Raw genomic sequence first — 20168 nt, forward strand, 5'->3', positions numbered from 1 at the left:
CGACACGCCGACACGAGATCTAGTGGGTTGCGTGGGACGCGTACCCAGATATGGTGTTGCACGCAGCTGGTTCGGGCGGCGTGGAAACGTGGCGTCCGAGGCAAGAGGGAACCCGGTGTGAGTCCGGGACTGCCCCGCAGCGGTGAGTGGGAACGAAAGCCGTCACAAGCACTGGGTGTCGTCACAGGCGCCTGGGAAGCGACGGCCGGTAGGCGACCGGCACGGTCACGCCCGCGAGTCCGAAGACCTGCCAGCGCACCGCGTCGCCCCTCGGGGGAGGCGCGGTGGTCCGAGGCCGCGCGGGACGGCCGACGCCGACCAGCCGCTGCGGCCGCGATCCACGCGTGCCCGGTGGTGGCCTGCGCCCGCGCGGCCCCGGACCCTGTCGAGGGATTCGGACTCGCGAGGAGCGAATGAGGATGACGGCCACCGAGACCGCGGTACCGGCGCGGACCACACGAACACCAACACCGACGCGGGTACGCACGCGCGACGGCGCGCTCGAACCCGTCGACGCCGACCGGATCGTGCGGGCGGTCGCGCGGTGGGTCGCGGACCTGGGGGAGGTCGACCCGCTGCGCGTGGCGACCAGGACGATCGGCGGCCTGTACGACGGCGCGACCACGGACGAGCTGGGCGAGCTCGTGATCCGGACCGCGGCGGAGCTGATCGGCGAGGAGCCGCAGTACTCCCGGCTCGCGGCCCGGCTGCTGATCACGGCGGTCGAGGAGGAGGTCGCCGGGCAGGACATCGGCACGTTCGCCGAGTCGATCGGCCGGGGGCACGCGCTGGGCCTGATCGGCGACGCCACCGCCGCGTTCGTGGCGGCGCACCGGGACCGGCTCGACGCCGCCGTCGACAGGACCAACGACCTGCGGTTCGAGTACTTCGGGGTGCGCACGGTCGCGGACCGCTACCTGCTGCGCCACCCGCACACCCGCAGGGTCGTCGAGACACCGCAGTACTGGCTGCTGCGCGTCGCCTGCGGCCTGTCCCGGACGGTGGACGAGGCGATCGGGTTCTACCGCCTGATGGCCGGCCTGGCCTACCTGCCCAGCTCGCCGACGCTGTTCAACTCCGGCACCCGGCACACCCAGATGTCGTCGTGCTTCCTGGTCGACTCGCCGCGCGACGAACTGGACTCGATCTACGAGCGCTACCACCAGGTCGCGAAGCTGTCGAAGTTCTCCGGCGGGATCGGCATCTCCTGGTCCCGGGTACGCGGCCGGGGCGCGCTGATCCGCGGCACGAACGGCCGGTCGAACGGGATCGTGCCGTTTTTGAAGACGCTGGACGCGGGCGTGGCCGCGGTCAACCAGGGCGGCCGGCGCAAGGGCGCGGCCTGCGTCTACCTGGAGCCGTGGCACCCGGACGTGGAGGAGTTCCTGGAGCTGCGGGACAACACCGGCGAGGAGTCCCGCCGCACCCACAACCTGAACCTGGCCAACTGGATCCCGGACGAGTTCATGCGCCGGGTCGAGGCGGACGCGGACTGGTCGCTGATCGACCCGTCCGACGCGCCCGAGCTGCCGGACCTGTACGGCGCGGCGTTCGACGAGGCGTACCGCGCGGCGGAGAGGAAGGCGGTCCGGACCGTCCGGGCCCGTGACCTGTACGGCCGGATGATGCGCACGCTCGCGCAGACCGGCAACGGGTGGATGACGTTCAAGGACCCGGCCAACCGGCTGTCCAACCAGACCGGCGCGCCCGGCAACACCATCCACCTGTCCAACCTGTGCACCGAGATCCTCGAGGTGAACTCCGACGACGAGACCGCGGTCTGCAACCTGGGCTCGGTCAACCTGGGCGCGCACGTGACCGCGGCCGGCGTCGACTGGGCACGGCTGCGCGCCACGGTACGGACGGCGGTCGTCTTCCTGGACCGGGTCATCGACATCAACTACTACCCGTCGGCGCAGGCGGCCGCGTCGAACCCGCGCTGGCGGCCGGTCGGGCTCGGGCTGATGGGTCTGCAGGACGCGTTCTTCACGCTCCGGCTGCCGTTCGACTCGGCCGAGGCGCGGGAGCTGTCCACCCGGGTGCAGGAGGAGATCCTGCTGACCGCGCTGGAGACCTCCGCCGGGCTGGCCGAGGAGCACGGCGCGCATCCGGCGTTCCCGGAGACCCGGGCCGCCCGCGGCGATCTGCACCCGGACCTGTGGGGCGCCACGCCGGTGCAGACCGCGCGCTGGGCCGCCGTCCGGGCCCGGGTCGCCGCGACCGGGCTGCGCAACTCGCTGCTGGTGGCGATCGCGCCGACCGCCACGATCGCGTCGATCGCCGGCGCCTACGAGTGCATCGAGCCGCAGGTGTCCAACCTGTTCAAACGCGAGACGATGTCCGGTGAGTTCCTTCAGATCAACACCTATCTGGTACGGGAACTGAAGGCCCGCGGGCTGTGGACCGCGCCGATCCGGGAGCGGATCAAGCGCGCCGAGGGCTCGGTGCAGGGCATCACGGAGCTGCCCGCGGACGTGCGGGAGCTGTTCCGGACCGCGTGGGAGCTGCCGCAGCGGGCGCTGATCGACCTGGCCGCGGCCCGTGCGCCGTACGTCGACCAGTCGCAGTCGCTGAACCTGTTCATGAGCGCGCCGACGATCGGCAAGCTCTCCTCGATGTACCTCCACGCCTGGAAGTCCGGGCTGAAGACCAGCTACTACCTGCGCTCGCGACCGGCGACGCGGATCCAGCAGGCGACCGTCGCGGTCACGGCGCCGGCGGTCACGGCGCCGGCCGTCGCGGCGCCGGCCGTCGCGGTTGCCGACCCGGAGGCGCTCGCCTGCTCGCTGGAGAACCCCGAGTCCTGCGAAGCCTGCCAGTAGCGCCCGCCCGCCGTACCCCCGAAGGACTTGCAGAATGCTCCTGGATCCTGGAATGGACCTGACCCTGCGGCCGATGAAGTACCCGCACTTCTTCGACCGCTTCAAGGACGCCATCAAGAACACGTGGACGGTCGAGGAGGTCGACCTCCACTCCGACCTCGCCGACCTCGCGAAGCTGTCGCCCGCGGAACAGCACCTGGTGTCGCGGCTCGTCGCGTTCTTCGCGACCGGTGACACCATCGTGGCGAACAACCTGGTGCTCAATCTCTACCAGCACGTCAACTCGCCGGAGGGCCGCCTCTACCTGTCCCGGCAGCTGTTCGAGGAGGCCGTGCACGTCCAGTTCTACCTGAACCTGCTCGACACCTACGTGCCGGACGAGAAGGAGCGGTTCGCGGCGTTCGCGGCGGTGGAGAACATCCCGTCGATCGCCCGCAAGGCCGAGTTCTGCTTCCGGTGGATCGACTCGGTCTTCGAACTGCGCGAGCTGCGCACCCGGGACGACCGCCGGAAGTTCCTGCTCAACCTGATCTGCTTCGCCGCCTGCATCGAGGGCCTGTTCTTCTACGGCGCGTTCGCGTACGTCTACTTCCTGCGCTCGCGCGGTCTGCTGCACGGCCTCGCGTCCGGCACCAACTGGGTGTTCCGCGACGAGTCGATGCACATGGCGTTCGCGTTCGACGTGGTCGACACGGTCCGCGCGGAGGAGCCGGAGCTGTTCGACGCGGAGATGGAGCGGCAGGTGCGCGACATGCTCGCCGAGGCGGTCGAGTGCGAGGTGCAGTTCGCGGCCGACCTGCTCGACCAGGGCGTGTCCGGCATGTCACCGGGCGACATGCGGGAGTACCTGCAGCACGTCGCGGACCGCCGGCTCGCGCTGCTCGGCATCGCGCCGATGTACGGGTCGGCGAACCCGTTCGCGTTCATGGAGTTGCAGGACGTGCAGGAGCTGTCCAACTTCTTCGAACGCCGGGTCTCGGCGTACCAGGTCGGCGTGACCGGCTCCGTCGCGTTCGACGACGACTTCTGATGCGGCCGCCACGTGCCCTTTGAGACGATCAAGGGGCACGTGGCACGTCTGCACAACGGAACGGACTCTTCGATGACCCTCCCGGACCTCGCCGGCCGACCGCCGTCCGCGTCCGAGCTCACGCTCTCGCAGATCATGGACCAACACCACACCAACCTGATGGGTACGGTCCACGGCGGGCGCATCCTCAACCTGATCGACTCCGTGGCCGGTGTGGTCGCGGCCCGCCACTCCGACGGCCCCGCGGTCACGGCCGCGATCGACGAGACCGCGTTCCTGCAGGCCGTGCGCGTCGGCGACGTGGTGCACGTGCGGGCGCGGATCACCTGGGCCGGGCGCAGTTCGATGGAGGTCGCGGTGCGCTGCACCGCGGACCGCTGGGACCGCGCGGTGCCGCCGACCGTGGTCGCGACCGCGCATCTGGTCATGGTCGCGGTCGACGACCGGGGCAGGCCCCGCCCGGTCCCGCCGCTGGAACTGACCACGGACGAGGAACGGCACGCGTTCCACCTCGCGGAGATCCGCCGCAAGCACCGCCTGGTCCTGCGCGACGAACTCGCGGCCGCCGCGGCCGGCTAGCGAACCGCCCCCGCGACCCCGCGGCGCCCGTTCACGTCGCCGGTGCGACGTGAACGGCGCCGTGGTCGCCTGAGCCCGTGGTCACATGGGCGGCGCCCGTGGCTACGTGAGCGGCGCCGTGGTCACGGAGCGGCGGCGGGGCGCTCGGGACGGCGGGGACGGTGGCGGGACGGATCGTCGCGCGGGCGCTGCCCCGGTGGGGCGAACAGCGGGCGCAGCGCCCGTTCCAGCTCGTCGGCCTCGCGCGCGAACGACAGGTGACGCTGCCGGGTCATCCCGACACCGCACCAGCCGAGCACCGCCGCCAGCGCCAGCGCGAGGTACGGGACCGGGTTGCCGAAGCCGGTCACGAAGGCCAGCAGCGGGAGTGTCGGCAGCCCGACCATCGCGGCGAGGACGTAGTACATGTGCCCGTAGAACAGCGGGTACCAGGACTCGACGATCCGGCCGGTCACGACCGTGCTCCGCGCGCGGGGGCCGATGTGCGCCGTCAGGTACGGCGACGGGTGGGTCGACGAGTTCGCCGGCATCCGCGCGCGGACCCGGCCGGAGTCGGAGACCCGGGACGACAGCCCCGTGCTCTCCCGGAGCCGAGCCGAACGCTCCCGGACGGTGGCGATCGTCTCCGCGGGCGTCGCGCCGCGGACCGTGATCTCGACGGCCCGCCGTATTCGCCGGACACTCACCCTCGCCGCCCCCTCGATCGTCCCGCCACCCTACGACACCGCTGCCGGTGGCGCCGCCGCCGTGCGCCCGCCGTCGGTGCGCCGCGGTCGAGGCCCGTCCGGGCGAGCGGTCACTCCGGCGTCGCGGGACGCAGGCCGGACGGGCGCGGACGCCCCGGTGCCGGGTCGCCCGGCGCCGCCGCATGCTCGCGTGCGTCGCGCGGCGGACCGTCGGGTGGTGCCGGACCGTCGGGCGGTGCCGGCGGACCGTCGGGTGACGGCCCGGTGGGGAGCGGCGGGGTGGGCTCCGGGTGGCCGCCGGGCCGGGGGCGGTCGCGGAGGGCGAGCAGGAGGTGAGCCGCGCGGTCCAGGTCGGGGGCGTTCGCCGCGAACGCCACGCGACGGTGGCGGGTGGTCAGGAAGCCGACGTGGCCGAGCAGCAGCGCGCCCACCCCGCACACGTAGAGACCGGGATTGCGCGGGCCGCCCTCGAACGCCAGGATCGGCAGCACGGCCAGCGCGAGCAGCCCGGCGAGGCCGTAGTAGAGGTAGGAGTAGGCCACCTCCAGGTAGGACTCGCGGATCTGGCCGGTCAGCACCGTGCCGCGGTCGGCGGCGACGAGCCGCGCGGTGAGGTGCGGCGCCATGTGGGTCGGCGAGGGCACCGGCAGCCGGGCGCGCACCCGGCCCGCGTCGGAGACGTGGAACGACACGCGCGTGCCGCCCACCACGACGGCGCCCCGCTCGCGGACGGCGGCGATCACCTCGGCGGGGCCGGCGCCGGCCACCTCGATCGTGATCGGCCGTCGATGCCGCCGGAAACCCATGTGCCCCGCCTCCCGTGTCCGCAGCCACCCTACGTGATGATCGCTGACGCGCGCGTCGAGCAGCGGGCCGGGGGAGTGCGGGCGCGGTGGCGAGCGGGTCCGCCGTACCGGTGCCGGTTTCGGGGTGTTCGGGTCTGAAATGTGCCCTGATCAGCGAGAATGACGGGATGACGGTGCGGCGGGGGATGCGGCGGTCGGCGGTGCTCGGCCTCGCGGTCGCGATGGCCGCGGGATGCGGCGGCGGGCCGGGGGCGCCGGTCGCGCAGCCGGGCGCCACGGCCGGCCCGCAGGCGTGGCCGAGCGGCCCGCCGCGGTTCACCGGTGCGCCCACGCCGGTCCGGCCGCCGGCAGGTTCCGCCGCTCCCTCCCTCCCGGCCGCGACACCGGGCGGCACCGCCTGGCCGACCGGTGTCCCGGCGTCGACCGGCACCCTGGCGCCGACCGGAACCCCGGTGTGGCCCGGGATGCCCGTGCCGACCGGAACCCCGGTGCCGCCCGGGATGCCCGTGCCGGGGCAGACGGCGACACCGGCGCCCGGGGGCACGCCGAGCGGCACGCCCACCGCGGGCGGCGACGGGGTGCTGAAGCGGGGCGAGAGCGGGCCGGAGATCGTGGCGCTGCAGCGGCGGCTGGACGCGCTCGGCTACTGGAACGGGCCGGCCGACGGGCGGTTCGGCGCGCTCACGCTGCAGGCGGTGTACGCGGTGCAGAAGGCGGCCGGGATCGCGCGCACCGGGCGGGCCGACGCCGAGACGCTCGCGGCGCTGGCCGGTGGCGTGCGGCCGGTCGCGCGGAGCCGCAGCGGGCACAAGGTCGAGATCGACCTGGAGCGGCAGCTGCTGATGCTGGTCGACGACGGCGCGGTCACCCGGATCCTCAACACCTCGACCGGGTCGGACGAGTACTACCGCCACCGGGGGCGGCGCTACCTCGCGGACACGCCGGCCGGGCGGTTCACGGTCGGCCGGCAGATCGACGGCTGGCGGTACGGTCCGCTCGGCCCGCTCTACCGGCCGAAGTACTTCAACGGCGGGATCGCGGTGCACGGCGCGCACGACATCCCGCCCTACCCGGCGTCGCACGGCTGCGCGCGGTTGTCGATCGCGGCGATGGACTGGGTGTGGAGCAGCGGCGAGATGCCGGTCGGCACCCGGGTCTGGGTCTACTGAGGACGGACCCGGCCATCGGCTCGGAACGTCGCGGGCGTCCATCATGGACGGCGGGGAATCCGTGCGGATTGGCCGGCACCTGAGCGAGTATCCGGTCCGGCACGGTGTGCGGGTCCATGGTTTTGTCGGAATTACCGTTCCGAACGCCGCGCTGCTACCAACGGTGACCTTGCCGCGCGTCGAGCGCGTCAGGGCTCCGGGTACGCCCGGCGCGCGATCGCCTGTACCCGGGCGAGCGCGCGTCGGGCTCGGCTGTTGCGGTCGCTTCCGAACGGTGGCGCGACCCACCGGCCGGGGTCAGCGGTCCAGCAGCTGGGCCAGGTGGACGGCGGGGCGGTCGCGCAGGTCGGCGACCTGGGTGCGGCAGGAGAAGCCGTCGGCCAGGACCACGGCGCCGGGGGCGGCGTCCAGCGCGGGCAGCAGGTTCTGCTCCGCGACCGCGACCGAGACCTCGTAGTGGCCGATCTCCACGCCGAAGTTGCCGGCCAGGCCGCAGCAGCCGGCCAGCCGGGTCACCCGGGCGCCGGTCGTGGCGAGCAGGTCCGCGTCGGTCTTCCAGCCGATCACCGCGTGGTGGTGACAGTGCGGCTGCGCGACCACCTCCACGTCGGACAGGTCCGGCGGCGTCCAGCCGGGCGTCTGCGACAGCAGCTCGGCCAGCGTGCGCACCGAGCCGGCCACGGCCTCCGCGTCCGGGTCGCCGGGCAGCAGCTCGCGCACGTCGGAGCGCAGCACCGCGGTGCAGGACGGCTCGATGCCGACGATCGGCACGCCGGCCCGGGCGTCCGGGGCCAGCGCCGCCACGGTACGGCCGAGGATCTTCTTCGCCGAGTCGAGCTGGCCGGTGGTGATCCAGGTCAGGCCGCAGCACACCGACCCGGACGGCAGCCGCGGCTCGTACCCGGCGGCGCGCAGCACCCGTACCGTGGCGTCCGCGACCTCGGGGGAGAACGCGTCCGAGAACGAGTCCGCGAACAGCACGACCGGTTTCCGGTCCGTCTCCGCCGGCCGGAACGTGCGCCGGAACGGCTTGCGGGCGAACGCGGGCACGGACCGCCGCCCGTCGACCCCGGCCAGCCACAGCGCGAGCCGCCCGACGCCGGGCAGTCGCACGCCGAGGTTCGCCAGCCGCGGCACCCACCCGGCCAGCCGCGCCCAGAACGGCAGCTTGCCGAGCGTGTAGTGCGACCGGGGCCGGATCTTCCCCCGGTACGTCTGGTGCAGCACCTCGGACTTGTACGTGGCCATGTCGATGCCGGTCGGGCAGTCCGACGCGCAGCCCTTGCAGGACAGGCACAGGTCCATCGCGTCGTGCACGGACGGGTGCGACCAGGCCAGCTCGCCGCGCACCACCTCCTGCAGCACCCGGGCCCGCCCGCGGGTGGAGTCCTTCTCCTCGCGGGTGGCGAGGTAGGACGGGCACATCACGCCACCGGCCGCGGAGTTGTCCGCCCGGCACTTGCCGACGCCGGTGCAGCGGTGCACGGCCTGGCCGAGGTCACCGTCGTCGTGCGGGTACGCCATCGCGAGCGTCGTCAGCGGGAACCGGCCGGCCGGGCGCACGTCCGCGTCGATCGGGTCCGGGTCGACCAGCACGCCCGGGTTGAGCAGGTTGTCCGGGTCGAACGCGGCCTTCACGCCGGCGAACAGCGCGATCGCGTCCGCGGAGTACATGTGCGGCAGCAGCTCGGAGCGGGCCCGGCCGTCGCCGTGCTCACCGGACAGCGACCCGCCGAACTCGCCGACCAGCTTCGCCGCGTCGGTCAGGAACTCCCGCATGATCTTCGTACCGCCGGGCTGGTCCAGCGGCAGGTCCAGGCGCACGTGCATGCAGCCGTCGCCGAAGTGCCCGAACGGCGCCGAGGTCATGTCGTACGACGCGACCAGCTCGTCGAACCGGGCCAGGTACGCGCCGAGCCGCTCCGGCGGGACGGCCGCGTCCTCCCAGCCGGGCCAGGCCGGCTTGTCGGACGGGGCGCGCCCGGCCAGGCCCGCGCCGTCCTCCCGGATGCGCCACAGCCGGGCCTGGACGGCCGGGTCCGTGACGACCAGGCTGGACTCGCCGATGCCGTCCGCCGCGAGCGTGCGGGCGCGCGACTCGACCTCGCCGGCGTCGTCGCCGGCCAGCTCCACGAAGAGCCAGGCGGCACCGGACGGCAGCGGCGGCACCGCGTCCGGCCCGCGGCGGGCGCGCAGCACGTCCAGCAACCGGGAGTCGAGGCCCTCGCACGACGTCGGGCCGTGCGCGACCACGGCGGGGGAGGCCTCACCGGCCGCGACGATGTCCGGGAAGCCGAGCACGACCACCACCCGGACCGGCGCGTCCACGACCAGCCGCACGGTCGCCTGCGTGATCACCGCGAGCGTGCCCTCGGAGCCGACCAGCGCGCGGGTCAGGTCGAAGCGCTCCGGCAGCAGGTGCTGCACGGCGTAGCCGGAGACCTGCCGGCCGAACCGGTCGAACTCGGTGCGCGCGGTGGCGAGGTGCCGGTTCATGGTCTGCCGCACCGCGCCGAGCACCGCGTCGGCACCGCGGGCGAACGCGCCGCTCCCGTCGTACCCGGTGATCAGCTTTTGACCGCCGGCCGTCAGCAGCTCGAGGCCGGCCACGTTGTCGGAGGTGCGGCCGTAGGCCAGCGACCGCGAGCCGCACGCGTTGTTGCCGATCATGCCGCCGATCGTGCAGCGCGGATGGGTGGACGGGTCCGGGCCGAAGCGCACCCCGTGCGGCGTCGCGGCCTTCTGCAGGACCGCGTGCACGGTGCCGGGCTCGACCACCGCGGTCCGCGCCTCCGGGTCGACGCCGAGCACCCGGTTGAGGTGCCGGGAGAAGTCGAGCACGATGCCGCGGCCGACCGCGTTGCCGGCGACGGACGTGCCGGCGCCCCGGCTGGTCAGCGGCACGCCGGCCGCCCGGGCCACCTCGAGCGCGGCCGCGACCTCGTCGGTGTGCCGCGGGCGGACCACGGCCAGCGGCGGGATGCGGTAGAGCGAGGCGTCGGACGCGTACATGCCACGCGTGCCGGCGTCGGCACGCACCTCGAGCCCGGCCCGCTCCAGCGCCGCCACTACATCAGTCATAGGTAACATGTTACTCGTGCCCCAGCTCAGCCTGCCGCCAGAGGCCCCCACCCTCGCCGACGCGGTCGCCCGCGCGGTCCGTGACGGCGTCGCCGCCGGCCAGCTCGTGCCGGACACCACCTACTCCGTCTACCAGCTGGCCGAGCTGCTCGGCGTGTCCCGCAGCCCGGTCCGCGAGGGCCTGCTCCGGCTCGCCGAGGCCGGGCTGATCGAGATCCGCCGCAACCGGGGCTTCCGGGTGCTGCCACCGCGGGTCGCGGACGTCGAGGAGATCATCGGCATCCGGCTCGCGCTGGAGCCGGACGCGGCACGCCGGGCCGCGTCCGACGGCACGGACGCGCAGCACGCGGCCGTCGCGACCGCGCTGGACCAGATGGCCGGCGCGGCCGCGCACGACGACGAGGCCGCGTTCTGGGCCGCCGACCGCGCGCTGCACGACCTGCTGCTGCGCGCCGCCGGCAAGCCGCGCACCGCCGCGATCGTCGACGGGCTGCGCTCCACCACCGCGCTGCTCGGCCCGCCCACCACGGCGAGCGGGCGCACCCTCGCCCAGATCCACGCCGAGCACCAGCCGGTCGTCGCCGCGGTCCTGGCCCGGGACGGCGACGCCGCCTTCACCGCGATGCACGCCCACCTCGAGGCGACCGGCGCGCTGCTGGTGCGGAATCTGCGTCGCGTTTCGTAACCTGGTCGAAATGGACCTTGACCTGCCCCGGGGGCCGCTTCGGGCGGGCTGGGCGGTGTCGGTCCGCTTGACGGTAATGTGTCGGAAATTTACGATCCTCATCGCTCTTAACACGATCTAGTGCGAGACGGTGGGACAAACGTGGGTACACCCGGCTATCGGGACCATCCCGTTGCTGACTGGGATCCGGACGCGCCGATCGACGTGGCGGAGGCCGAGGAGTTCCTGGTGCAGTACCACGCCGAGAACCCCGGCGTGGGCGACGTGGCGGCCCGGCTGGCCGAGGTCCGCACGGAGATCGCGGCCACCGGCACCTACGAGCACACGCTGGACGAGGTCACCTACGGCGCGAAGCTGGCCTGGCGCAACGCCAGCCGGTGCATCGGCCGGCTCTACTGGCGCAGCCTGCACGTGCTGGACCGGCGCTCGGCCCGCACGCCGCACGAGATCTACGCCGGCCTGGTGCGGCACCTGGAGATAGCCAGCGGCACCGACGTCCGCCCCGGCGCCCGCGCGGTTCGCCAGGGCGCGATCCGGCCGGTGCTCAGCGTGTTCGCCCCCGCGAAGCCCGGCCGGCCGTACGCCCGGGTGTGGAACGACCAGCTCATCCGGTACGCCGGATACCGCATGCCGGACGGCACCACGCTCGGCGACCCGGCGCAGGTGGACTTCACCGAGTCGATGGAGCTGCTCGGCTGGAAGGGCGAGAAGACGCCGTTCGACGTGCTGCCGCTGATGGTGGAGACACCCGAACACGGCCTGCACATGTACGACCTGCCGGAGAACGTGGTCCTCGAGGTCCCGCTGACCCACCCGGACCACGGCTGGTTCGCCGAGCTGGGCCTGCGCTGGTACGCGGTGCCGGCCATCGCGAACCAGCGGCTCCGGATCGGCGGCGTCGACTACCCGCTGGCGCCGTTCAACGGCTGGTACATGGGCACCGAGATAGGCGCCCGCAACCTGGCCGACACCGACCGTTACGACCTGCTCCCGGTCGTCGCGCAGCGGCTCGGCCTGGACATGAGCTCCGAGACCACGCTGTGGCGGGACCGGGCGCTGGTCGAGCTGAACCGGGCGGTGCTGCACTCGTACGAGCGGGCCGGCGTGAAGATCACCGACCATCACACCGAGGCCGCCCGGTTCCTCGAGCACGTGCGCCGCGAACAGCGGGCCGGCCGCGAGGTGCCGGCCGACTGGAGCTGGATCGTGCCGCCGATGTCCGGCGCGGCCACGCCGGTCTTCCACCGCTACTACCACGAGGCCGACCAGCGCCCCAACTTCTACCTCGACGAGGAGGCGCGGCTGCTCGCCCGGTACGGCCACGCCCGGGCGAGCATGCCGCTGCACTCATGACCGGGCGCCGTGCCCGGCCTGACCCAGCATGTGCGCGGCCATCCAGTCGTAGACCCAGATCCACGCCGCGCTGGTCGACGACGACCAGTCGTCGGAGACGTCGCCGACCGCGCGGACCAGCGCATGCCCGACGTACGGGTAGTGCTCCGGCAGCACGCCGTACCGGTCCGCGTGGTGCGCGCCGAGCCGGTGCAGCGACCGCTCCATCTGCACCGCGTACCGCTCCGGCTCCACGAGCGCGCGGATGCCGTCGAGCAGCGCCCGGCACAGCTTCTCGTTCTGCGCCGTCATGTCGTCCGGGAACATCGCCCGCACCCCGGGAGCCATCGCGAACAGGTGCCGGTAGAACGCCTCCGCCAGCGCGACCGGCCGCTCGGCCACCGACGCGGCGGTCCGCTGCACGATCCGCATGGCCTCGGCGTCCGGCCGGGGATGGTCGCCGGGCGCACCCGACGGCGCCCGGGAGACGCTCGCCGCGTAGACAGCTCCGGTGCCGCGGCCCGTACCTCCGAAATCGATCACCGATGCACTATAACGTCCGCTCTCGATAGGTTGTGCGGCTGTACATGGTTTTTGTCCGAAAACCCGGATCAACCAGCAGTTTCAGCCGTGTTACGCGGTGCGGCACCGTCCACACCGGAAATGGTTTGTCCCGCCGGCCGGTGCCGCCGATGATGCGGGGATGGGGACGACACGACGTGCCGACATGTTCACCGCGGACGGGCGGCCGTCCGACGACGACCCGCGGGAGCACGGGCCGACCATGGCGGACGAGCGCACCACGCTGATGGAATCGTTGCGGGTGGCGCGGCTGACGGTGGAGATGAAGTGCGCCGGGCTGGACGCGGCCGCGATGGCCCGGCGCAGCGTCCCGCCGTCGACGATGTCGCTGCTCGGGCTGATCCGGCACCTCGCCGACGTCGAACGCGCCACCTTCCGCGTCCTGCTGGCCGGCCAGGACGCACCGCCGCTGTTCAGCACGCCCGGCGACCGGGACGGCGACTTCGACGGCGCGGTCGCGGACCCGGCGGTGGTCACGCAGGCGTGGTCGGCGTGGCGATCGGAGATCGAGTTCGCCGACCGTCTGGTGGCCGCGGCGCCCAGCCTCGACATCACCGCCGACGACCCGGACAACCGGCACGGCAGCGGCGGCGGCTCGCTGTCCCTGCGCGACGTCCTGATCGGCACCGTCTACGAATACGCCCGCCACGCCGGCCACGCCGACCTCCTCCGCGAACGCATCGACGGCCGCGTCGGACAATAGGCGGCCCGTCGCCGGAGGTCGCCGCCCTCGCCCGCGACGCCGACCTGCTGATCGCCGAGGCCTCCTACGCGGACGACGTGCCCGGCGACGCGCGCTGCTGCCTGTCAAGCGCCCGGATCGCGGCCCGCCGGGCGGCCCGGGCCGGTGCCGGCCGGCTGCTGCTCACCCACCTGATGCCCGGCACCGACCCCACCGCGGCGCTCGCCACCGCCACCGCCACCGCGGAGTTCACCGGGTCGGTCGACGTGGCCGGTGCCGGCCGTACGCTCGATCTGGCCTGAGCGCGGGGCCGGTCACCGGTTACCCTCGGCGGTGATGGCACATGATGGTGACGCCGAGGCGGTGGGCAGCAGGTTTCCGCGGTTCGCGGCCGAGCTGGCGGCCGCACTGCGGGCGCGGGGCGACGGGCGGCTGGCGGATCAGGTGGCCGGCCTGCGTGTCGTGCGGGAGTGCGACTGCGGCGACGACTTCTGCCGGAGCTTTCACACCGCGCCACCGCCGGACGGGCCGTACGGTCCGGGTCACCGGTGCGTCACCGTCACGCCGGAGCGGGACGGGACGTTCGTGCTGGACGTGGTCGACGACGTGATCGTGTATGTCGAGGCGCTCACCCGGGCCCGCCTCGACTGACCGCTCACCCGCCGAACAGGTCCCGGTGGCGGACGCTCCACGCGATGTGCGCCTCGGTCGCCGCGACCGTGCCGTCCGTCAGCCAGGACGCCTGCGGCTGCTGCCCGGCCGCGGCGAGCCGCCGGACGAGCGCGAGCACCTGCCGCTGCTGGTCGATCACCTCGTCGGCCAGGCCGTCCAGCGAGGTCAAGCCGTACCCGGCGGCGAAGATCTCCAGGCGGCGACGCCGGTCCGGCGGACTCGGGTGGTGCATCGACCGCATGCTCTCCGCGTCGTCGCGGAACGGCGCCACGTACTCCAGCGCGTAGGCCACGTCGAAGATCGGGCGGCGCGGCCCCGCATGGTCCCAGTCGAGGACGCCGACCGGCCGGGTGCCGCGCCACACCAGGTTCCACGGTCCGAAGTCACCGTGACAGACCAGCTCGCCGGGCCGCGGCGGCGCCGAACCCGAGGACCAGACCGCGTCGGTACGGGGACGGAAGCCCGCGATCGCGTCGTGGTAGTCGCGCAGCAGCCGCGCCATCGCCCGCAGCCCGGACTCGTCCACCACCCGCGCCCAGCCGTCACCGCCGGAGTCACCGTTGACATAGGACAGCACTTCCCGGCCCTGGTCGTCGATCCCGAGCACCCGCGGCGCGAACGGGAACCCCACGTCGGCCAGATACCCCAGGACCTCGTGCACGGACGCCGACCACGGATGCATCGGCCGCCGCACGGTGTCCCCGATCCGCACCACCCGCCGGTGCGCGTCCGCCTGCAACACCTCGTGCTCCACCACGCCCCGACGCTACCGCCGCACCACCGCCCCGGGCGATCGGATTCCAGCCGCTTCAGGAACCGCCGTCGGTGGTCTCCCGGAGCGTGCCGTCCGGCGCGAATCGGTAACGGCGGGGCGGGTCCATCAGCGCGACCAGCCGTTCCATGGCGGCCTGCCGGTCGGCCCGCTCGCGCCCGCTCGGGTCGGCGACGCGGAACGCGAGCAGCGGCACGCCGAACGGGTCGATGTCGCCGGCCGCGGGGGCGCCCTCCTCGGCGAAGCCGAACAGCGCGCGCAGCACCGGGCCGCCGCCGAGCTCCAGCGGGTGGAACGGCAGTGGGTACGGCTCACCCGTGACCGTCGATCGCACCGGGTGCTCGCCGGCCCAGTAGGGCAGCGAGCCGGTGCCGAGCGGGGTCACGTCGTATTCCGGGTGCAGCTCGCGTACCCGGGCGACGACCTGCGCCGGATCCGGCCGGGCGGCGCCGCGCAGGGCGGGACGCGGATCTCCGGCACTGAACGCGAGCAGCGCGGTCTTCGAACCCATGGTCCACAGGGTACGGCGTCCACAGTGGAGCCGAAGATCGGTGTAAGGTCGCGGGGACGCCGGCTTCGGAGGTTCGCGGTGGAACGTCGTGGTGAGGATCTGCAGACGGACCGGGCGCACGGTGCGCGGATCTACGATTACATCCTGGGTGGCGGCGACAACTTCGCGGTCGACCGGGAGGCCGCGGAGAACTCGCTGCGGATCTGGCCGGCGCTGCGGCCGCACATGCGGGCCAACCGGGACTTCATGCACCGCGTGGTTCGCTACCTGGCGGCCGAGTGCGGGATCCGGCAGTTCCTGGACATCGGCACCGGGCTGCCGACGTCGCCGAACCTGCACGAGATCGCGCAGCGGGTCGACCCGGCCGCGCGGGTGGTCTACACGGACAACGACCCGCTGGTGCTGGCGCACGCGCGGGCGCTGATGTCCGGCACCGCGCGGGGGCGCACCGCCTACGTCGACGCGGACATGCGGGACCCGCGGACGATCCTGTCCGCGCCGGAGTTCCGGGCGACGCTGGACCTGAACGAGCCGGTCGGACTGCTGCTGATCGCGATCGTGCACTTCATCGAGGACGACGCGGAGGCGCTGCGCGTCGTCCGGCAGGTGCTGGACGTGCTGCCGTCCGGCAGCTACCTGGCGATGTCGATCGCCACGGACGAGTTCGACCCGGTGCCGCTGGCCGAGGTGCGGCGGGAGTACAACCGGCTCGGTGAGACGTTGGTCTTCCGCGACCGGGCGACCGCGCTGGGCTTCTTCGACGGCCTCGACCTGGTCGAGCCGGGCCTGGTCCAGGTGCACAAGTGGCGCCCGGACGGCGGCGGGGACGCGGGCGTCGCGGACCGGGACATCGCCATGTACGGCGCGGTCGCCCGCAAGCGGTAGCCCGCGCCGGTTCGTGGTGACCGGCGGCGCTGACCGGCAGGGAGGCCGCCCGCGGCCGACCGGTGCCCGCGGGAGCACCGTGACGCGCCCGGGCCGGAAGCGGGCACCTCATTCTCGTGGATTCTCGCGGAGCGGGCGGACCGCGGCCGGGACCGGCGCGTGCTCGTCGACGTACTGCGTGGTGAAGCTGCCGGAGTAGCCGAAGATCGGGCCGAAGCGGCGGTTCGCCACGGTGACCTCGATCCGGAAGCGGCCGGCGTCCTCGTCGTACCACTCGTGCAGTCCGGCCTCCCCGCTGAACAGGCGCGGGCAGCGGACACCGCCGCGGAAGCGCTGCTGCCCGCTGCGGATGTGCAGGCCACCGGCCGCGTCCACGGTCAGGTGCAGGTCGACCGCGATGTGCTGGTGGGTGCCCAGGTAGTCGACGAGCACCTGCCGGCGCTCGCTGAAGACCATGGTGGCGTCGAACCGGCGCCGGCGGGCGGCCGCGACCTCGAACGTGCGCACGAACGTGAGCGTGGGCCGGCCGTACGAGTCGGCGTAGGCGTAGTTCTCGATGGTGAACGGGATGTCGGTGCCGGTCTCCGGGAAGAGCACGTGCCGGGCCGTGCCCAGGTGCAGGAACGGCGTGACGAACGCGGGGCCGCGCCAGACGCGGTCCATCACGCCGGTGCCGACGCAGCCGCGGGCCGCACCGAACCGTTCCCGCAGGCGCGGGTGCAGGCGGTCGAAGTCGGCGCCGAGCGCGCGGGCGAAGATGTCGGTCACAGTGTCTCCAGCAGGGTGGGCGCGGTGGCGGCGCGGCGGTCGGACGGGTGGCGGAGGCAGCGGCGGGCGGCCGGGGTGTCCCGGCCGGGCGGCAGCAGCAGGGCGGCGAGCGCGGTCAGCGCGACGATCAGCGGGTGCGGGCCGAGAGCGGCGGCACCGGCCACGACGGCGACCCGCACGATCACCTCCAGCCAGGCGTTGCGCAGCGCGCGCCCGGGTGGGACACCGCGTTCCAGCCACAGCCGCAGCCGGTCGAACGACCACGCGGTGGCCCAGCCGAAGACCGGGCGGAAGACCAGATCGATCAAGGGCCACCGCGGCGTGTACGTGTACCCGGTGAGGAACCGCACGCCGCCGGCGACCGGCACGTAGCGCCAGTAGCCGCGGCCGTCCCCGATCGGCGACCGCGGGTCGGCGGAGCCGAAGCGCAGCGCGGACGTGCGGGTGCCGTCCGGCCGGTCGCGCTGCCCGGCGTGCACGCCGTAGCCGCCGATCTCGACGCCGGGCAGCACGGTGGTCACATAGCGGAACTCGGCCGGCGCGGTGCCCGGGACCGGGTCGATGCGCCCGAAGCGCACGTCCCACCGGCAGTGCCGCACCGGGTCCTGAGTCGCCGCCCAGACGTCGTCGAGCGGTGCCGAGATCACCGCTTCCACGTAGATCGAACGCACGCCGGCCTCCCCGTTTGAGCAGTTGCTCAACGGAGCGTACGAGGTTTTGAGCACATGCTCAAGAGCGGGTCAGAGCAGCGTACGCAGGATCCGGTCGAGCGCGGCGCGGTCGTCGTCCGGGAGCGCGCCGAAGAGCCGGTCGGCCTCGGCGCGGCGGGCCGCCTTGATCGCCTCACCGGCCGCGGCGCCGGCGTCGGTCAGCGAGACCAGCGTGGCGCGCCGGTCGTCCGGGTCGGGGTGCCGGGCCGCGTACCCCAGCGTCTCCAGACCGTCGATCACCTCGGTCGCGGACCGGGGCGCGATGTGCAGGTGTTCCGCGACCGCGCTGAGCCGCAACGGGCCGTGGTGGGACAGCACGCCGAGCGCCCGCGACTGACTGGGCGTGATCGAGAACGGCGCGAGCGTCTCCCGGCTGGCGTGCCGCAGCCGGCGGGCGACGGCCCAGAACAGTTCAGGAAGCGAGTCGGGCGACGGTGAGGACACGGGGGACAGCTTGCCATCCCGGTGCCGACCGCCGAGAAGCGCGCGCCGAGCCGGAATAACGGTGGCGGGTGATGGGGTTGCAGCCTCATGATGAGGTAACCTCAGTAAAAGGAGAACGCGTTGCCACGAGACCGACAGAAACCCTCCGAGGCCGAGAAGGCCCAGGCGCGCGCCGTGTCGCTGCGCCGCATCACCGCACTGTTCGCCCCGCACCGCGCGTCCCTGACGGTCGTCACCGCGATCATCGTGGTCTCCGCCGCGGCCGGGATGGCGTCACCGTTCCTGCTCCGCGAGGTCATCGACACAGCGCTTCCCCGGCAGGACCTGACGCTGCTGTCCTGGCTGGTCGGCGGCATGATCGCGGTCGCGGCCGTGACCGCGGCGCTCGGCGTCGTGCAGACCTGGATCTCCACCCGCGTCGGCCAGGAGGTCATGCACCGGCTGCGCGTCGACGTCTTCACCCACCTGCAACGGCAGTCCGTCGGGTTCTTCACCCGCACCCGCACCGGCGAGGTGCAGTCCCGGATCACCAACGACATCGGCGGCATGGAGACCGTGGTGACCAACACCGCGGCCGGCATCGCGGCGAACCTGACCACCGCGGTCGCCACGATCGTCGCGATGGTCGCGCTGTCCTGGCAGCTGTCGCTCGCGTCCCTGGTCGTGCTGCCGCCCGCGATCTACTTCACCCGCAAGGTCGCCGGCATGCGCCGGGAGATCGTCGCCGAACGCCAGCGCGAGCTCGCCGACCTGAACGTCACCATCGAGGAGGGCCTGTCCGTCAGCGGCGTCCGGCTCAGCAAGACGATGGGCGCCGGAAGCCACCAGATCGCCCGGTTCACCGGCTCGTCCGCCCGCCTGATCGACCTCGAACTGCGCTCCGAACTGGCCGGCCGCTGGCGGATGGCCACGATGAGCATCATCTTCGCCGCGATCCCCGCGCTCATCTACCTCTCCGCCGGACTGCCGGGCAGCGCCGGCGCGGTCAGCATCGGCACGCTCGTCGCGTTCACCGCGCTGCAGAACGGCCTGTTCCGCCCGCTGATGGGCCTGCTCAGCGTGGGCGTGCAGATCACCGCGTCACTCGCGTTGTTCGCCCGCATCTTCGAATACCTGGACCTGCCGGTCGAGGTGGCCGACCCGGCCCGCCCGGTGACGCTGACCGCGCCGCGCGGCCACCTGCGCCTCGAGGACGTCACCTACGCGTACCCGGGCAGCGACACCGCGGCCGTGGCCGGCGTGACGCTCGACGTGCCCGCGGGCAGCAGTCTCGCGTTGGTCGGCGAGACCGGCTCCGGCAAGAGCACGCTCGCCGCGCTGATCTCCCGCCTGCACGACCCCGACTCCGGCCGCGTCACCATCGACGGCGTCGACCTGCGCGACCTGCGCCTCGACGACCTGGCCGGCATCATCGGCGTCGTCAGCCAGGAGACCTACCTGCTGCACACCACGATCCGGGAGAACCTGCGCTACGCGAAACCGGACGCCACCGACGCCGAGCTCGAGGCCGCCGCCCGGGCCGCCCAGATCCACGACCACATCCAGACCCTGCCCGACGGGTACGACACGGTCGTCGGCTCCCGCGGCTACCGCTTCTCCGGCGGCGAACAGCAGCGCATCGCGATCGCCCGCACGCTGCTCCGCGACCCCCGCGTCCTGGTCCTCGACGAGGCCACCTCCGCCCTCGACACGTCCACCGAACGCGCGGTCCAGCGCGCCTTCGACACGCTCGCCGAGGGCCGCACCACCATCACCATCGCGCACCGCCTGTCCACCGTCCGCGACGCGGACCAGATCGCGGTGATAGACCACGGCCGCGTCATCGAGTCCGGCACCCACACCTCCCTGCTCGCCCGCAACGGCCGCTACGCCGCCCTGGCCGGCTGACCGGTCCACTGTTCCTGACCGGTCCACTGTCCCCTGAGCAGGGACTGGCCGGCCGGCCCGGCGCG

Annotated in this window: 20 protein-coding genes and 1 riboswitch; of the genes, 11 read left to right on the top strand and 9 right to left on the bottom strand. The window is 73.4% G+C overall.

Features of this window, described 5'->3' with window-relative positions:
- Positions 1 to 50 precede the first annotated feature (50 nt).
- Positions 51 to 269: riboswitch (cobalamin riboswitch) on the top strand.
- A gap of 150 nt (positions 270 to 419) precedes the next feature.
- The 3 genes from J2S44_RS40405 to J2S44_RS40415 all read left to right on the top strand — a co-directional run bounded on the left by J2S44_RS40405 (position 420) and on the right by J2S44_RS40415 (position 4431).
- Complete coding sequence (locus J2S44_RS40405; protein ID WP_310428525.1) at positions 420 to 2822, top strand: ribonucleoside-diphosphate reductase subunit alpha; 2403 nt, start codon at positions 420 to 422, stop codon at positions 2820 to 2822.
- A 34-nt stretch (positions 2823 to 2856) separates the two neighbouring features.
- Complete coding sequence (locus J2S44_RS40410) at positions 2857 to 3852, top strand: ribonucleotide-diphosphate reductase subunit beta (RefSeq protein WP_310428527.1); 996 nt, start codon at positions 2857 to 2859, stop codon at positions 3850 to 3852.
- A 72-nt stretch (positions 3853 to 3924) separates the two neighbouring features.
- Positions 3925 to 4431 (top strand): acyl-CoA thioesterase, encoded by a 507-nt coding sequence (locus J2S44_RS40415; RefSeq protein WP_310428529.1) that lies wholly within the window; start codon positions 3925 to 3927, stop codon positions 4429 to 4431.
- Between the two features lie 122 nt (positions 4432 to 4553).
- Here the strand turns inward: J2S44_RS40415 and J2S44_RS40420 are convergent, their stop codons facing one another.
- Together J2S44_RS40420 and J2S44_RS40425 are read right to left on the bottom strand one after the other, a co-directional pair.
- Positions 4554 to 5117 (bottom strand): hypothetical protein, encoded by a 564-nt coding sequence (locus J2S44_RS40420; RefSeq protein WP_310428531.1) that lies wholly within the window; start codon positions 5115 to 5117, stop codon positions 4554 to 4556.
- A 110-nt stretch (positions 5118 to 5227) separates the two neighbouring features.
- Positions 5228 to 5923, bottom strand: coding sequence for a hypothetical protein (locus J2S44_RS40425; RefSeq protein WP_310428534.1), 696 nt, complete (start codon positions 5921 to 5923; stop codon positions 5228 to 5230).
- A 167-nt stretch (positions 5924 to 6090) separates the two neighbouring features.
- Between J2S44_RS40425 and J2S44_RS40430 the strand changes: the two genes are divergently transcribed.
- Positions 6091 to 7092: a L,D-transpeptidase family protein gene (locus J2S44_RS40430; protein ID WP_310428536.1), complete on the top strand. Its 1002-nt coding sequence runs from the start codon at positions 6091 to 6093 to the stop codon at positions 7090 to 7092.
- 297 nt (positions 7093 to 7389) lie between these two features.
- Here the strand turns inward: J2S44_RS40430 and J2S44_RS40435 are convergent, their stop codons facing one another.
- The gene (locus J2S44_RS40435) at positions 7390 to 10173 is read right to left on the bottom strand and encodes an FAD-binding and (Fe-S)-binding domain-containing protein (protein WP_310428538.1); all 2784 of its coding nucleotides are present in this window, start codon (positions 10171 to 10173) and stop codon (positions 7390 to 7392) included.
- Between the two features lie 16 nt (positions 10174 to 10189).
- Here J2S44_RS40435 and J2S44_RS40440 point away from each other — a divergent pair, with 16 nt between their 5' ends.
- Positions 10190 to 10858, top strand: a complete 669-nt coding sequence (locus tag J2S44_RS40440) for a GntR family transcriptional regulator (protein ID WP_310428541.1) — start codon at positions 10190 to 10192, stop codon at positions 10856 to 10858.
- A gap of 141 nt (positions 10859 to 10999) precedes the next feature.
- Positions 11000 to 12211: a nitric oxide synthase oxygenase gene (locus J2S44_RS40445; protein WP_310428543.1), complete on the top strand. Its 1212-nt coding sequence runs from the start codon at positions 11000 to 11002 to the stop codon at positions 12209 to 12211.
- Here J2S44_RS40445 and J2S44_RS40450 read toward each other — a convergent pair.
- Complete coding sequence (locus J2S44_RS40450; RefSeq protein ID WP_310428545.1) at positions 12206 to 12733, bottom strand: globin domain-containing protein; 528 nt, start codon at positions 12731 to 12733, stop codon at positions 12206 to 12208. The genes J2S44_RS40445 and J2S44_RS40450 overlap by 6 nt on opposite strands.
- 160 nt (positions 12734 to 12893) lie before the next feature.
- Here J2S44_RS40450 and J2S44_RS40455 point away from each other — a divergent pair, with 160 nt between their 5' ends.
- The 3 genes from J2S44_RS40455 (at position 12894) to J2S44_RS40465 (ending at position 14105) form a co-directional block, all read left to right on the top strand.
- Entirely contained in the window at positions 12894 to 13475 is a 582-nt protein-coding gene (locus J2S44_RS40455) for a DinB family protein (protein WP_310428547.1), read from the top strand.
- A gap of 77 nt (positions 13476 to 13552) precedes the next feature.
- Complete coding sequence (locus J2S44_RS40460; protein ID WP_310428549.1) at positions 13553 to 13756, top strand: hypothetical protein; 204 nt, start codon at positions 13553 to 13555, stop codon at positions 13754 to 13756.
- A gap of 34 nt (positions 13757 to 13790) precedes the next feature.
- Positions 13791 to 14105 (top strand): hypothetical protein, encoded by a 315-nt coding sequence (locus tag J2S44_RS40465; RefSeq protein ID WP_310428551.1) that lies wholly within the window; start codon positions 13791 to 13793, stop codon positions 14103 to 14105.
- A gap of 4 nt (positions 14106 to 14109) precedes the next feature.
- Here the strand turns inward: J2S44_RS40465 and J2S44_RS40470 are convergent, their stop codons facing one another.
- Positions 14110 to 14883 (bottom strand): aminoglycoside phosphotransferase family protein, encoded by a 774-nt coding sequence (locus tag J2S44_RS40470; protein ID WP_310428553.1) that lies wholly within the window; start codon positions 14881 to 14883, stop codon positions 14110 to 14112.
- A gap of 52 nt (positions 14884 to 14935) precedes the next feature.
- Entirely contained in the window at positions 14936 to 15409 is a 474-nt protein-coding gene (locus tag J2S44_RS40475) for a DUF6928 family protein (protein WP_310428555.1), read from the bottom strand.
- Between the two features lie 78 nt (positions 15410 to 15487).
- Between J2S44_RS40475 and J2S44_RS40480 the strand changes: the two genes are divergently transcribed.
- Positions 15488 to 16294, top strand: coding sequence for an SAM-dependent methyltransferase (locus tag J2S44_RS40480; protein WP_310428557.1), 807 nt, complete (start codon positions 15488 to 15490; stop codon positions 16292 to 16294).
- A gap of 108 nt (positions 16295 to 16402) precedes the next feature.
- Here the strand turns inward: J2S44_RS40480 and J2S44_RS40485 are convergent, their stop codons facing one another.
- The 3 genes from J2S44_RS40485 to J2S44_RS40495 all read right to left on the bottom strand — a co-directional run bounded on the left by J2S44_RS40485 (position 16403) and on the right by J2S44_RS40495 (position 18216).
- Positions 16403 to 17062, bottom strand: coding sequence for a DUF4166 domain-containing protein (locus tag J2S44_RS40485; RefSeq protein ID WP_310428558.1), 660 nt, complete (start codon positions 17060 to 17062; stop codon positions 16403 to 16405).
- On the bottom strand, positions 17059 to 17733 hold the full coding sequence (locus J2S44_RS40490; protein ID WP_310428560.1) for a hypothetical protein: 675 nt from the start codon (positions 17731 to 17733) through the stop codon (positions 17059 to 17061). Before J2S44_RS40490 ends, J2S44_RS40485 begins: the two co-directional genes overlap by 4 nt.
- Before the next feature lie 69 nt (positions 17734 to 17802).
- Positions 17803 to 18216, bottom strand: a complete 414-nt coding sequence (locus J2S44_RS40495; RefSeq protein WP_310428562.1) for a MarR family winged helix-turn-helix transcriptional regulator — start codon at positions 18214 to 18216, stop codon at positions 17803 to 17805.
- A 120-nt stretch (positions 18217 to 18336) separates the two neighbouring features.
- Here J2S44_RS40495 and J2S44_RS40500 point away from each other — a divergent pair, with 120 nt between their 5' ends.
- Positions 18337 to 20103, top strand: a complete 1767-nt coding sequence (locus tag J2S44_RS40500; RefSeq protein WP_310428563.1) for an ABC transporter ATP-binding protein — start codon at positions 18337 to 18339, stop codon at positions 20101 to 20103.
- The last annotated feature ends 65 nt before the right edge of the window (positions 20104 to 20168 follow it).

The organism is Catenuloplanes niger (genome assembly GCF_031458255.1).
In the GTDB taxonomy this organism is placed as follows: Bacteria; Actinomycetota; Actinomycetes; order Mycobacteriales; family Micromonosporaceae; genus Catenuloplanes; species Catenuloplanes niger.

What these genes read in the sequence shown, in the direction of transcription:
- J2S44_RS40405 (WP_310428525.1), top strand. Translation starts at nt 420, where the DNA reads ATGACGGCCACCGAGACCGCGGTACCGGCGCGGACCACACGAACACCA.
- J2S44_RS40410 (WP_310428527.1), top strand. Translation starts at nt 2,857, where the DNA reads ATGCTCCTGGATCCTGGAATGGACCTGACCCTGCGGCCGATGAAGTAC.
- J2S44_RS40415 (WP_310428529.1), top strand. Translation starts at nt 3,925, where the DNA reads ATGACCCTCCCGGACCTCGCCGGCCGACCGCCGTCCGCGTCCGAGCTC.
- J2S44_RS40425 (WP_310428534.1), bottom strand. Translation starts at nt 5,923, where the DNA reads ATGGGTTTCCGGCGGCATCGACGGCCGATCACGATCGAGGTGGCCGGC.
- J2S44_RS40430 (WP_310428536.1), top strand. Translation starts at nt 6,091, where the DNA reads ATGACGGTGCGGCGGGGGATGCGGCGGTCGGCGGTGCTCGGCCTCGCG.
- J2S44_RS40435 (WP_310428538.1), bottom strand. Translation starts at nt 10,173, where the DNA reads ATGACTGATGTAGTGGCGGCGCTGGAGCGGGCCGGGCTCGAGGTGCGT.
- J2S44_RS40455 (WP_310428547.1), top strand. Translation starts at nt 12,894, where the DNA reads ATGGGGACGACACGACGTGCCGACATGTTCACCGCGGACGGGCGGCCG.
- J2S44_RS40465 (WP_310428551.1), top strand. Translation starts at nt 13,791, where the DNA reads ATGGCACATGATGGTGACGCCGAGGCGGTGGGCAGCAGGTTTCCGCGG.
- J2S44_RS40475 (WP_310428555.1), bottom strand. Translation starts at nt 15,409, where the DNA reads ATGGGTTCGAAGACCGCGCTGCTCGCGTTCAGTGCCGGAGATCCGCGT.